Raw genomic sequence first — 11,964 nt, 5'->3', positions numbered from 1 at the left:
CGTCATGCGCTTCGCAGCGCAAGGGCCGGCAGATCGACACGCGTACATTGCGACCCGCCGCTTTACCCCGTATGCGCCGCGTCTCTACGGTATTGCCGTTCGATACCGGCCTCCACACATTGTCGGCATCATGATCTCCAAGCTTTTTAAGTCCCGCACCGCGTCCAAGACCTCCACATCTGTCGTGCCGGAAGGGCAGCGGGTCTATGCCGTCGGGGACATTCATGGTTGTGTCGAACTGCTCGATGAACTGATCGCGCTGATCGATGCGGACGATGCCCAACGCGGGCCCGCCGAGACGACGCTGATCTTCCTAGGCGATATCGTCGATCGCGGTCCGGCTTCCGCCGCCGTCATCGATCGGTTGATCGACCTTTCCAAAACCCGCGGCACCGTCCGTTTTCTACTCGGCAATCACGAAGAGATTTTCCTGGGCGCGCTCGACGGCGAGCCCAAGGCGCTCCGTCTGTTCTGCCGGATCGGCGGGCGGGAGACCATCCTGAGCTATGGGATGGACGCGACCGAATATGAGCGCTTGGACTATGAGGAACTCGTCCATCGCCTGGCGGAACTTGTCCCTCAGGAGCACCGCGCATTCATCAGCGCGTTCGAGGACATGATCGTCATAGGCGACTATGCGTTCGTCCATGCAGGGGTTCGACCGGATGCGCCGCTGGATCGGCAGCGCTCCTCCGATCTTCGATGGATTCGTGATCCATTTCTCGAGCATCGCAACAAGCTCGAGAAAACCATCGTCCACGGTCATACGATGACGGACGAGGTCGAGCATCGCAACCATCGCATCGGCGTGGATACCGGTGCGTACGCATCGGGCAAGCTTACCGCGTTGGGATTGGAAGGCGGCGATGTCTGGCACTTGCAGACGAACGGCTCGGACAGGTCGAATCCGGCCCTCGAGCATCCCGCGAGATAACCCCCATTTTTGGTAAGGGTCTTATCGGTTTTGCCGCGAAACTAGCCTTTCTCAAACGCCTGCCAGCCGCTATGGATAGCAGGAGGCAGATGCGTGTTGCACTGCCGCAACAGTGCGGAACACTTCGGTTTCGTACCGGTTACCTCGGTTGCCTCGCAATTGGTTTCGTGCCAAGTGCGACGTGACGAGCACAAAGGGAGTTCATCATGCGTCTTGGGAAGTACATCCTGACCGCAGCAGCAGCCACGATGGCAGTTGCTCCGGCCATGGCAGCACCGGCAAATCTGTCGGTTGCAAAGTCGGTTCGTTCGGGTTCGGTTTCGGCTGACAAGAACGAGCTGGCCGGAGGCGGCATCATCGTCGCAGTTCTGGCAGCGGCAGCAGTCGTAGCCGGGATCGTCATCGTTGCTGACAACGACGACGATTCGGACAGCAACTAAGTCTAACGACTTCGTTGAAGGAAATAGCGGTCTTCGGGCCGCTATTTTTTTGCCTGCTGTCCATCGCTGCCTGACGATTTGCGATACCGCGCTGTAGATCCGGACTGGGCGCGCCAAGGCGTCATGCACCAAGGCTGGGAGATTCGCGGGATGGACGAACTGACGCTCGGCGTGGTCGGCATCGACTTCCCCAACACGGATCGCAGCAAGAGCAACCGGCGGATGGAATTGCTGCTCTGCGCGCCAGGCGAGCCCGTCGAGCTGCGTCGCGAACCGAAGAACCCGCATGACCCCAACGCGGTCGCGGTGTTCAGCCTGCGCGGTATCCAGATGGGCTATCTCTCCGCCGAACGCGCGCCGCTGATCGGGCGCCGCATGCAGCAGGAGGAGCATGTCGTCGTATTCCAGGCGCTGGTCGGCAGCATGGGCTATGTCCGCATCCGCTTCGGCGGCGGTGCGCCGACGCTACCGGATCTCGTGGAGGGGGAACTGGCGGCCCGGTCACGCAGTCGCGTCGCGCCATTCGATCCGGACGCGTTCTATCCCGATCCCGAAGGCCCGGAGTGGGGGGCGTGAAGCGGCGGTTCCTCATCCTCCCCCGCCAGGGGGAGGTGGCTGGCGCTTGCCAGACGGAGGGGGAGGACACGCAACAGAGGTCGGCACCTCCTCCCCCCTCCGTCGCTGCGCGCCACCTCCCCCTGGCGGGAGAGGATAATTAAAAAGCCTAGATACCCTGCGCCGTGACGGTTCGCCCGGTGGCTTCGAGATCGCGCGTCAGGTCCGCGAGGCAGCGATCGACCAGCGCTTCGTCCGAACTCCGCACCACGAAGTTCGCACCCGTCTTGCCGTCGCGGAAGAACGGATAGCTTCCGATCGCCACGCCTTCGTGAGTCTTCTCGGCATCGCGCAACAGGTCGGCGACCTCGCTCTCCGCGACCCAGCAGCCGATCGTCTTCGACACCACCGGGCGCCCGCCCTCGAGCGTGCCCGTCAGCGCGTCGAGCATCCCCGCCGTAATGTGCGGCACGCCCGCCATGATGAAGACGTTACCGATCCGGATCCCCGGCGCGCCCGACACCTTGTTGTCGATCAGGTCTGCCCCGACCGGCACCCGCGCCATCCGCGCCCGCGCTTCGGTCAGCCCGCCGCGCGTCGCGTAATACGCCTCCAGCACCGCCATCGCACGCGGATGATGCTCGACCGCGACGCCCAGCGCCTCGGCGATCGCATCGACCGTGATGTCGTCGTGAGTCGGCCCGATCCCGCCGGTCGTGAACAGATAGTCGTTGCGTTGGCGCAGGATGTTGACCGCCTCGACGATCGCCTCGGTCTTGTCGGCGACCACGCGCACTTCGGCGAGGCGGATGCCCTGCACGTTGAGCCAGGCCGCGATCTGCGCGACGTTCTTGTCTTGCGTGCGGCCCGACAGGATCTCGTCGCCGATGATCGTCAGCGCGGCCGTCCAGATGCGTTCCTCTACCATGCCCCTCGCATAGCCTCGCAAAACCGCCGCCGCCACGCTATATCGCGCGACATGACCGAATATGTAACCGTCACCTCGGACCAGCCCGACGCGCGCACCGGCGCCATCAAGCTCCACGGCCCCGCCGCCTTCGAAGGCATGATGAAGGCGGGTCGCCTCGCGGCCGAGACGCTCGATATGATCGTGCCGCACATGGTGCCGGGCGTGACCACCGCCGAGATCGACCGGCTGATCTACGACTTCATTATTGCAGGCGGCGGCGTGCCCGCGACGCTCGGCTATCGCGGTTACACGCACAGCGTCTGCATCTCGATCAACCATGTCGTCTGCCACGGCATCCCGAGCGAGAAGACGCTGAAATCGGGTGATATCGTCAACGTCGACGTCACGCCCCTGCTCGACGGCTGGCACGGCGACACGAGTCGGATGTACCTGATCGGCGACGTGCCTATCAAGGCGCGCCGCCTCGTCGAAGTCACCTACGAATGCCTGATGATCGGCATCGAGCACGCCAAGCCTGGCAACCGCATGGGCGACGTCGCCAACGCGATCCAGCGCCACGCCGAGAAGCACCGCTACGGCGTGGTCCGCGATTTCTGCGGCCACGGCGTCGGCCGGCTGTTCCACGACGCCCCCGAAGTCGTCCATGTCGGCAAGCCCGGCACCGGCCCCGAGCTGCGGCCGGGCATGATCTTCACGATCGAGCCGATGATCAACATTGGTCGCCCCGATGTGAAGCTGCTCGACGACGGCTGGACGGCGGTCACGCGAGACCGCTCACTGTCTGCGCAGTTCGAGCATTCGATCGGGATTACGGAGACGGGCTGCGACATCTTCACGCTGAGCCCGAAGGGGTACACGCAGCCGCCTTACGGTTGATACGGCGATCGGGAGGGCGTCGCAAACCGCGGTTCTGGCCTATGGTCGCTCATTCACCGCGCCACTCTCACCCCAACCGTCATCCTGACGAAAGTCAGGATCCAGAGCCACAAGGCTCCGCACTCGGTTACCCTGGATCCTGACTTTCGTCAGGATGACGGGATTTTGAGAAGGCCAACGCTGTCCATCGCAACGGACGACGCTTTCGTTTAAACCAATCTGCGCCACGCCCATGCGAAGGAGTTGCGCCGTCATGGCTGGTGATACCCGCAAGGTCGCGTTCGAACACGACAATCCCGAATTGACCGAAGCCGATTTCGCGCGGTCGCGGCCGATCGCAGACTTCCCGGAATTGGCAGCGGCCTTTCCGAACGGCAGCAAGCCGCGCGGTAGGCCGAAGGGCTCCGTCACCTCTGGCAAGTCGCTCGTCTCCCTACGGCTAGACAACGACGTGCTCGAAAGGTTTCGCGCGAGCGGGCCCGGCTGGCAGTCGCGGATCAACGAAACGTTGCGCGCCGCCAAGCCATAACCATAAGCGGCGCAATTACGGTCCCAAACCACATTGTCGTGGTTCGCACAGGTGACGGATGCGTCCCACCCCGCTAAAGCCCGCCCCATGACCGAGATCACACCGCAGATCGTCGCCGACCACGGCCTGTCCCCCGAAGAATATGAGCGCGTCCTGCGCGCGATCGGCCGCGAGCCGAACATGGTCGAGCTCGGCATCTTCTCGGTCATGTGGTCCGAGCATTGCAGCTACAAATCCAGCAAGATCCACCTGATGAAGCTGCCCACCAAGGGGCCCCGCGTCATCTGCGGCCCCGGCGAGAATGCCGGCGTCGTCGACATCGGCGACAACCAGGCGGCGATCTTCAAGATGGAGAGCCACAACCACCCGTCCTACATCGAGCCGTACCAGGGTGCGGCGACCGGCGTCGGCGGCATCCTGCGCGACGTCTTCACGATGGGCGCGCGGCCGATCGCCAACCTCAACGCGCTGCGCTTCGGCCGGCCCGACCACCCCAAGATGCGCCACCTGATCTCGGGCGTCGTCCACGGCATCGGCGGCTACGGCAATTGCGTCGGCGTGCCGACCGTCGGCGGCGAAGTGAACTTCCACGCGGCCTATGACGGCAACATCCTGGTCAACGCGATGACCGTCGGCATCGCCGACCAGGACAAGATCTTCTATTCGGCCGCCAGCGGCATCGGCAATCCGATCGTCTATGTCGGCAGCAAGACCGGCCGCGACGGCATCCACGGCGCGACGATGGCGAGCGCGGACTTTGGCGAGGATTCGGACGCCAAGCGTCCAACCGTCCAGGTCGGCGATCCCTTCACGGAGAAGCTGCTGATCGAGGCCTGCCTCGAACTGATGGCGACCGACGTGATCGTCGCGATCCAGGACATGGGTGCCGCCGGCCTCACCTCGTCCGCGGTCGAGATGGCGTCGAAGGGTGGCGTCGGCATCGAGCTGACGATGGACGACGTGCCGCAGCGCGAGACCGGCATGACCCCGTACGAGATGATGCTCTCCGAATCGCAGGAGCGCATGCTCATGGTCCTGAAACCCGGCCGCGAAGCCGAGGCCGAGGCGATTTTCAAGAAATGGGAGCTAGATTTCGCGGTGATCGGCCGCGTCACCGACACCGGCCGGATGGTGCTGACGTTCAAGGGTGAGACCGTCTGCGACATCCCGCTCGGGCCTTTGGCTGACGAAGCACCACTGTACGATCGCCCGCATGTGCCGACTCCGAAGCCCGCGCCGCTCGAAAACGCGCCGCACAGCAATGACATTGCCGCCGACCTGCTCACGCTGATGGGCTCGCCGGACATCGCCTCGCGCCGCTGGATCTGGGAGCAGTACGACCACATGGTCGGCGCCGACACCGTGCAGCGCCCCGGTGGCGACGCCGCGGTCGTCCGCGTCCACGGCACGCAGAAGGCGCTGGCGATGACCACCGACTGTACGCCGCGCTATTGCTTTGCCGATCCCGTCGAGGGAGGCAAGCAGGCGGTCGCCGAAGCGTGGCGCAACCTGACCGCGGTCGGCGCGCTGCCGCTCGCGGTGACCAACTGCCTCAACTTCGCCAACCCGCAGCGTCCCGAGATCATGGGCCAGATCGTCGGCTGCCTCGAAGGCATGAGCGACGCCTGCATCGCGCTCGATTTTCCGATCGTGTCGGGCAACGTGTCGCTCTACAATGAATCGAAGGCAACGGGCGGCGGGTCCGCGATTTTGCCGACGCCGGCGATCGGCGCGATCGGCCTGCTCGCGGACTGGCAGAAGAATGCGACGATCGCGTTCAAGGGCTCGGGCGACATCATCCTCGCGGTCGGCACGCGCGGCGGCCATCTCGGCCAGTCCTTGTGGCTGCGCGAATGCCACGGCCGTGAGCAGCTCGACGCCGGCCCGCCGCCGCCGGTCGATCTCGCCGCCGAGCGTCGCGTCGGCGACCTGATCCGCGAGACGATCGCGCTGGGCCAGCTGACCGCGGTTCACGACGTTTCCGACGGCGGCATTGCGGTGACGCTCGCCGAGATGGCGCTGGCCGGCGGGATCGGCGCGATGATCGACCGCAAGCAGCCGTTCGACTGCGCGCGCGCGTTCTTCGCCGAGGACCAGGGCGTCTACATCGTCACCGTCGAAGACCATGCGCTGCTCGACTTCCTCGGCGCGGCGCATGCTGCCGAGGTCGAGGCCGAGCCCTTGGGCCGCACTGGCGGCAAGCGCCTGATCTTCGAACGCCCCGATCGCGACGACGTGATCGCGCTGGATACGCTGCGGACTGCGCACGAGGGGTTCTTCCCGAAACTGATGGGGGTCGACGCGGCGTTGGCTTGATGCATGGCTGCGCTGGTTAATTGAGAGAGCGCCCCACCCCACCGCAAAGCTACCACCCCGGCGAAGGCTGGGGCCCAATTGGGGAAGGCAGCGGTAACGAAGCGCCGCCCCCCCCCCAGCCATCACCGTCCCCCAATTGGGCCCCGGCCTCCGCCGGGGTGGTTGGTTTCGGGCTAAGGAAAGTAACCGAGAGCCATAGCATGTGTCCCCGCGAAGGCGGGGACCCAGTCTGGGCTCCCGCCTTCGCGGGAGAACAAGAAGGCGAGCGATGTCGTCCGTTCGAACACCGACGCGCTGTCGATGACGCGCTGAACCTCGGTAAGTATTGTTGCCGCCGGTCCGTTCGCTGTCCGCGTTACCCTATGCCGTTGCGATCGCGTTCACTCGACATCCGTCGCTCGTCACCAAATTCAAGTCGCTCACCACCGAGCTCCGTCACCCATTCCCCCCCCGTCATCCCAGCGAAAGCTGGGATCTCCCTATTCGGGTCGCAGCACGCGCCAACGGGGATCCCCCAGCTTTCCCTGGGGTGACGGTTGGTGCGGGCCAGAGCTGGGTCAGAGTGCCGAATACGAATACGAGTACGAGTACGAGTTGGCCGGCGACGAACATTTGCCGCTGTGCAGGTGTCGCCAGGAGTTATTCTGTCACGGCAGCCCCGGTACAGGGGCGCGTCGCGTCGGCCCGTCGCTCGGGCTGTCCTACGTCACCCCAATGTGCCAGCGTTGGACTGATGATCGAAGCAGTCCTCCCCTCCCGCACGAACCTCGCGCGTTTGCGAATCCCATGCACCCGCAAAGCGTCAAAAGAGGGTGACACTTCCCGCTTGATCCGCCGCGCCCCCGCCACATCAAAGCACCACCACGCCGCATCCCAGCCGCCAACTCGCCCCTGCGAAACACCCCCAGAAATGCTGTGCGAGCATCTGCACCTCCCATACTTCACTCTGCCCGCATGACCCCCGCCCCCGCCAGAATCGCCACGCTCGACCTCATCCGCGGCGTCGCCGTCATGGGCATCCTCGCCGCCAACATCGCCGCGTTCGGCTTCCCCGAATTCGCCTACATGACCCCGGCCTCGATGGGCTGGCCGAGCACGCCGGACCTGATCGCCTGGACCACGACCTTCATCGTCATCGACGGCAAGATGCGCGGGCTGTTCTCGTTCCTGTTCGGCGCGTCGATGCTGCTGGTGATCGACCGCGCGGAGGCGAATAGCGAGGATCCGGCGACCGTCCACCTGCGCCGAATGGCATGGCTGTTCGTGTTCGGCCTCGCGCACCTGTACCTGCTGTGGTGGGGCGACATCCTGGCGCATTATGCCTTGGTCGGCGCGATCGCGTACATGTTCGCACGGCTGCCTGTCCGTTGGCTGGTCGCCGTCGGGCTGGCCTGCATCGCCCTCCAGACGGTCGAACTCGCGACGCTCAGCGCGTACACATTCGACCTGCAGGCCTCCGCGCACAGGCCCGGTGCGACCGCGCGCGCGATAGCGAACTGGCAGTCGCTGGCGGATCAGTTCGGGCAACCCTCCCGTACCTCCATCGCGCGAGAGCTTGCCATAGGGAGCGGCGGATGGCGTGATCTGGTCGCGTGGCGTTGGACGCACGCGGTCGGGCCGATCACATCCCTGACCGCCACCGGCCCGGAGACGCTCGGGTTCATGCTGTTCGGCATGGCGGGCCTGCGATCGGGCTTCCTGACCGGCGAATGGCCCCGGCGGCATTATGCCGTGATCGCGGTCGCCGGAGTCGGAAGCGGCTGGCTCGCCTATGCGGGCATAGCGACGTTCGACATCGCCCACGGATTCGACGCGCGGTATGTCGCACTGTCTTGGCTGGCCCTGGCCACGCCGTTCCGCCCCCTCACGATCATGGGCTATGCCGCGGCGATCATCCTGCTCGCTCGCCCCGGCGGCTGGCTGACGACCCGCGTGTCGGCAGCAGGCAGGATGGCGTTCTCCAACTATCTCGGGACGACCATGATCTGCACGACGCTGTTCTACGGCTACGGGTTCGGACTGTACGGCGCATTGTCGCGTGCGCAGCTCTATCTGGTGGTCGTGCCGATCTGGCTCCTGATGCTCCTCTGGTCGAAGCCGTGGCTAGATCGCCTACGCTACGGTCCGCTCGAATGGGTCTGGCGCAGCCTGTCCCGGTTCGAATGGCAACCGATGCGCGGTTCCGCGTTTACGACCAGCCGATAACGCTATTTGCGAATAAGACGCAAAAGAGCTTGCGAGTGGTTCGCATTATCCGTATCCCCGGCTCACAGCTAGGGAGTTCCCATGGTCGTCTGCGTTTGCAATGCCATACGAGAATCCGACGTTCGCAACTGCGCACGCGGCGGTTGCACCACACCCTGTCAGGCGTTCCGTTCGATGGGCCGCCAGCCGAAATGCGGTCAGTGCACATCGGTAGCGCGAGCGATTATCAATGAGGAACGCGCTGCTGCATAAGCGTCGCAACAGCTAAGAAACCGCAGAAATCCGCCATTTTTCGGGTTGCGGTTGCGATATTGCCGGCGCTACATGTTCGTCAGAGGTGACGGAGATATGGCCATGCGCGGCGACCCCCAAGTAATCGAATTTCTGAACGAGGCGCTCAAGAACGAGCTGACCGCGGTCAATCAATATTGGCTCCATTACCGGATGCTCGAGCATTGGGGCGTCTACAAGCTCGCCCAGTATGAGCGGATGGAATCGATCGACGAGATGAAGCACGCCGACTGGCTGTCGGAGCGCATCCTGTTCCTCGATGGCCTGCCGAACTTCCAGCTGCTCGGCCGCCTCCGCATCGGCGAGACCGTCGAAGAGGTCCTGAAGTCGGATCTGGCGCTCGAAGTCGAGGCGACCGTCCAGCTCAAGGGTGCGATCTCGTACTGCGAGGAGGTCAAGGATTATATCAGCCGCGACCTGTTCGCGCGTATCCTCGCCAGCGAGGAAGAGCATGTCGACACGATCGAGCGTCAGTTCGAGATGATCGCGCGGATGGGGATCCACAACTACATCCAGCTCAACTCGATCTCCGAGCATGATTCGCCCAAGGCCGGCGCTGCGCCGTATCTCAAGGGGTGAGTCTTCCCCGTCATCCTGACGAAAGTCAGGATCCAGAGCCACGTGAGACGACATTTGTGGCTCTGGATCCCAGCTTTCGCTGGGATGACGGACGGGATCAATAGTAGGCGCCGAGCAGTAGCACTCGGCGGCGTGTTACTCTTCGCCGAACCCGGTCGGGACGGAGCGACGCCCGAAGCCGCCGGCGGCGGGCTTGCGGGCCACGATCGGATTGGCTTCGCGCTCCAGCAACGTCAGCGTCTCGACGAACAGCGGTCGCAACTGGACGATGTGCTCGAGCGCTTCTTCGGGTGTATCCTGCATCTCCAAGCAGTTGCGCGCGATCACTTCGATCGCCTCGGCAAGGTCTGCCAGCGGTTCCGCCCCGAACTGCCGCGCTTCGCCCTTCAGCGTATGCGCCGGGATCACCATCGCCGCCGCATTGAGCGACCGCATCGCCGCCTCGATCGCAGCGACCGACTTCACGCCGTCCTCGCGGAAATAGCCCAGGATACGGACGAATCCCGCACCCAGCTCACTGCGCGCCTGCGAATATGCCGGCCAGTTGATCAAGGTGCTTCCTTCGAACGACAAGTCGCCTTCTCCTGTTGAGCAATAGCGCCATGAAGATTTGAACAGCATCTTACCCGTTTCAGGTAAACACACTGTTGTCATACTACCGACAAGTTACGACAAAGGTCCGGTAAAATTCATCCAAAATGATCTCTAGCGTCGCGTCGGCTGCCTCGGCGACCGCGGCGATTTCAGTCGGCGCCTGCGGATCGTCCGCTAAAACCTCGACCCGCCGCGCGCCGTCACGCAGCGCGCGGGCGAGCCGCACCGCCGGCCAAGGGCAACGCATACCCCGGGCGTCGATGCGAACCATCCCGGACGCCGCCGCTTAATTGCCGCCGCCGCCCCTGCCATTGTCGTCGTACGGGTTCTTCGGCGCGCGGAACATCAGCCGGACCGGTACCGCGCCGAACCCGAGGTCCTTGCGCATCGAATTGACCAGATAGCGTTCGTAGCTCGCTGGCAGCTGATCGACGCGCGTGCCGAAGATGACGAAGCTGGGCGGGCGAGTCTTGACCTGCGTGACGTAGCGCATCTTGATCCGCTTGCCGCCTGGGGCCGGTGGCGGTGTCGCCTCGATCGCGCGCTCGAACCAGCGGTTGAGCTCGCCGGTGCCGACCCGCTTAGACCAGGCGTCGCGGGTGTCGAAACAGGCCTGGAGCAGCTGGTCGATGCCCTTGCCGGTCGCGCCGGACACGGTCATCACGGTGACGCCCTTGACCTGGCTCAGGCCGTCTTCGAGCGCGCGCTTGACGCCGTTGAACAGCGACGAGGCGCTCTCGGCGATATCCCATTTGTTGAGCGCGATGACGAGTGCACGGCCCTCCTGCAGCACCTTGTCGGCGATCCGGAGATCCTGCGCCTCAAGGCCCAGCGTGGCGTCGAGCAGCAGCACGACGACCTCGGCGAAGTCGACCGCGTGGAGCGCATCCTCGACCGACATCTTCTCAAGCTTGTCCTGCACCTTGGCACGCTTGCGCATGCCGGCGGTGTCGATCAGGCGGACTTTGCGCGCTTCGCCACCGGTCGGATGCCAGTCATAGTCAACGCTGATCGAATCGCGCGTGATGCCGGCCTCGGGGCCGGTGATCATGCGGTCTTCGCCGAGGATGCGGTTGACGAGCGTGGACTTGCCCGCATTCGGACGACCGACGATCGCGAGCTTCAGCGGGCCTTCATATTCGTTGTCGGGCTCTTCCTCAGGGACCTCGTCCTTGCCTTCGAGCAGCGGGAGCAGGCCTTCGAACAGGTCGCCCATGCCTTCGCCGTGCTCGGCAGAGAGCTGGACCGGGTCACCGAAGCCGAGCGCCAGTGACTCGAGGATGCCGTCTTCGCCTGCGCGGCCCTCGGCCTTGTTGGCGACGAGGATGACGGGGACGTCGGCGGTGCGCAGCCAGCGGGCGATCTCCTCGTCGAGCGGCACGATGCCGGCGCGCGCGTCGAACAGGAACAGCGCGACATCGGCCTGCGCGACGGCCGCCTCGGTCTGCTGGCGCATCCGGCCTGGCAGCGTCTGCGCGTCGTGATCCTCGTAACCGGCGGTATCGATGATGCGGAATTCGAGGCCGATCAGCGACGCGTCGCCCTCGCGGCGATCACGCGTAACGCCCGGCCGATCGTCGACCAGCGCGAGCTTCTTGCCGACGAGGCGGTTGAACAGGGTCGACTTGCCGACATTTGGGCGGCCGACGATCGCGACCACGGGGAGTTTGGACATGGCAGGCCCTTAGCGCGTGTCGCGGCAAAGGTCACCTAT

General features: G+C 64.6%; 13 protein-coding genes. 9 read left to right on the top strand and 4 right to left on the bottom strand.

Annotation, left to right across the window (positions count from 1 at the left end; translation table 11 throughout):
• Positions 1-4: 4 nt before the first annotated feature.
• From SPHN_RS10740 to SPHN_RS10730, 3 genes are all read left to right on the top strand, one after another.
• Positions 5-934 carry a metallophosphoesterase family protein gene (locus tag SPHN_RS10740; RefSeq protein ID WP_349238501.1) on the top strand — a complete coding sequence of 310 codons (930 nt, stop codon included), beginning with the start codon at positions 5-7 and terminating at the stop codon, positions 932-934.
• 206 nt (positions 935-1,140) lie between these two features.
• Positions 1,141-1,374 carry a hypothetical protein gene (locus tag SPHN_RS10735; protein ID WP_248523174.1) on the top strand — a complete coding sequence of 78 codons (234 nt, stop codon included), beginning with the start codon at positions 1,141-1,143 and terminating at the stop codon, positions 1,372-1,374.
• Between the two features lie 150 nt (positions 1,375-1,524).
• The gene (locus SPHN_RS10730; RefSeq protein WP_248523172.1) at positions 1,525-1,950 is read left to right on the top strand and encodes an HIRAN domain-containing protein; all 426 of its coding nucleotides are present in this window, start codon (positions 1,525-1,527) and stop codon (positions 1,948-1,950) included.
• A 148-nt stretch (positions 1,951-2,098) separates the two neighbouring features.
• Here SPHN_RS10730 and SPHN_RS10725 read toward each other — a convergent pair whose 3' ends face one another.
• Positions 2,099-2,857 carry a competence/damage-inducible protein A gene (locus SPHN_RS10725; protein WP_248523170.1) on the bottom strand — a complete coding sequence of 253 codons (759 nt, stop codon included), beginning with the start codon at positions 2,855-2,857 and terminating at the stop codon, positions 2,099-2,101.
• Positions 2,858-2,908: 51 nt separating this feature from the next.
• Here SPHN_RS10725 and map point away from each other — a divergent pair, with 51 nt between their 5' ends.
• From map to bfr, 6 genes are all read left to right on the top strand, one after another.
• Entirely contained in the window at positions 2,909-3,736 is an 828-nt protein-coding gene (gene map, locus SPHN_RS10720; protein ID WP_248523168.1) for a type I methionyl aminopeptidase, read from the top strand.
• A gap of 253 nt (positions 3,737-3,989) precedes the next feature.
• Positions 3,990-4,265: a BrnA antitoxin family protein gene (locus SPHN_RS10715; protein WP_248523166.1), complete on the top strand. Its 276-nt coding sequence runs from the start codon at positions 3,990-3,992 to the stop codon at positions 4,263-4,265.
• 87 nt (positions 4,266-4,352) lie between these two features.
• Entirely contained in the window at positions 4,353-6,581 is a 2,229-nt protein-coding gene (gene purL / locus SPHN_RS10710) for a phosphoribosylformylglycinamidine synthase subunit PurL (protein ID WP_248523164.1), read from the top strand.
• A 954-nt stretch (positions 6,582-7,535) separates the two neighbouring features.
• Positions 7,536-8,786: a DUF418 domain-containing protein gene (locus SPHN_RS10705; protein ID WP_248523162.1), complete on the top strand. Its 1,251-nt coding sequence runs from the start codon at positions 7,536-7,538 to the stop codon at positions 8,784-8,786.
• Between the two features lie 81 nt (positions 8,787-8,867).
• A complete protein-coding gene (locus SPHN_RS10700; RefSeq protein ID WP_248523161.1) occupies positions 8,868-9,038 on the top strand; it encodes a (2Fe-2S)-binding protein in 171 nt (56 codons plus the stop codon).
• A gap of 102 nt (positions 9,039-9,140) precedes the next feature.
• Complete coding sequence (bfr, locus tag SPHN_RS10695) at positions 9,141-9,656, top strand: bacterioferritin (protein WP_128454522.1); 516 nt, start codon at positions 9,141-9,143, stop codon at positions 9,654-9,656.
• Between the two features lie 135 nt (positions 9,657-9,791).
• Here the strand turns inward: bfr and SPHN_RS10690 are convergent, their stop codons facing one another.
• The 3 genes from SPHN_RS10690 to der form a co-directional block, all read right to left on the bottom strand.
• Positions 9,792-10,229 carry an Hpt domain-containing protein gene (locus SPHN_RS10690; RefSeq protein ID WP_248523159.1) on the bottom strand — a complete coding sequence of 146 codons (438 nt, stop codon included), beginning with the start codon at positions 10,227-10,229 and terminating at the stop codon, positions 9,792-9,794.
• A gap of 82 nt (positions 10,230-10,311) precedes the next feature.
• Positions 10,312-10,521 carry a sulfurtransferase TusA family protein gene (locus tag SPHN_RS10685; RefSeq protein ID WP_248523157.1) on the bottom strand — a complete coding sequence of 70 codons (210 nt, stop codon included), beginning with the start codon at positions 10,519-10,521 and terminating at the stop codon, positions 10,312-10,314.
• Between the two features lie 15 nt (positions 10,522-10,536).
• Positions 10,537-11,925 carry a ribosome biogenesis GTPase Der gene (gene der, locus SPHN_RS10680; RefSeq protein ID WP_248523155.1) on the bottom strand — a complete coding sequence of 463 codons (1,389 nt, stop codon included), beginning with the start codon at positions 11,923-11,925 and terminating at the stop codon, positions 10,537-10,539.
• Positions 11,926-11,964 lie beyond the last annotated feature (39 nt).

The sequence above is a fragment of the Sphingomonas faeni genome, from assembly GCF_023195535.1.
Lineage (GTDB): Bacteria > Pseudomonadota > Alphaproteobacteria > Sphingomonadales > Sphingomonadaceae > Sphingomonas > Sphingomonas faeni_B.
The sequence above is the reverse complement of the archived record's forward strand: the minus strand, read 5'-3'. Positions and strand labels throughout refer to the sequence as shown.

What these genes read in the sequence shown, in the direction of transcription:
- SPHN_RS10740 (WP_349238501.1), top strand. Translation starts at nt 5, where the DNA reads ATGCGCTTCGCAGCGCAAGGGCCGGCAGATCGACACGCGTACATTGCG.
- SPHN_RS10735 (WP_248523174.1), top strand. Translation starts at nt 1,141, where the DNA reads ATGCGTCTTGGGAAGTACATCCTGACCGCAGCAGCAGCCACGATGGCA.
- SPHN_RS10730 (WP_248523172.1), top strand. Translation starts at nt 1,525, where the DNA reads ATGGACGAACTGACGCTCGGCGTGGTCGGCATCGACTTCCCCAACACG.
- SPHN_RS10725 (WP_248523170.1), bottom strand. Translation starts at nt 2,857, where the DNA reads ATGGTAGAGGAACGCATCTGGACGGCCGCGCTGACGATCATCGGCGAC.
- map (WP_248523168.1), top strand. Translation starts at nt 2,909, where the DNA reads ATGACCGAATATGTAACCGTCACCTCGGACCAGCCCGACGCGCGCACC.
- SPHN_RS10715 (WP_248523166.1), top strand. Translation starts at nt 3,990, where the DNA reads ATGGCTGGTGATACCCGCAAGGTCGCGTTCGAACACGACAATCCCGAA.
- purL (WP_248523164.1), top strand. Translation starts at nt 4,353, where the DNA reads ATGACCGAGATCACACCGCAGATCGTCGCCGACCACGGCCTGTCCCCC.
- SPHN_RS10705 (WP_248523162.1), top strand. Translation starts at nt 7,536, where the DNA reads ATGACCCCCGCCCCCGCCAGAATCGCCACGCTCGACCTCATCCGCGGC.
- SPHN_RS10700 (WP_248523161.1), top strand. Translation starts at nt 8,868, where the DNA reads ATGGTCGTCTGCGTTTGCAATGCCATACGAGAATCCGACGTTCGCAAC.
- bfr (WP_128454522.1), top strand. Translation starts at nt 9,141, where the DNA reads ATGCGCGGCGACCCCCAAGTAATCGAATTTCTGAACGAGGCGCTCAAG.
- SPHN_RS10685 (WP_248523157.1), bottom strand. Translation starts at nt 10,521, where the DNA reads ATGGTTCGCATCGACGCCCGGGGTATGCGTTGCCCTTGGCCGGCGGTG.
- der (WP_248523155.1), bottom strand. Translation starts at nt 11,925, where the DNA reads ATGTCCAAACTCCCCGTGGTCGCGATCGTCGGCCGCCCAAATGTCGGC.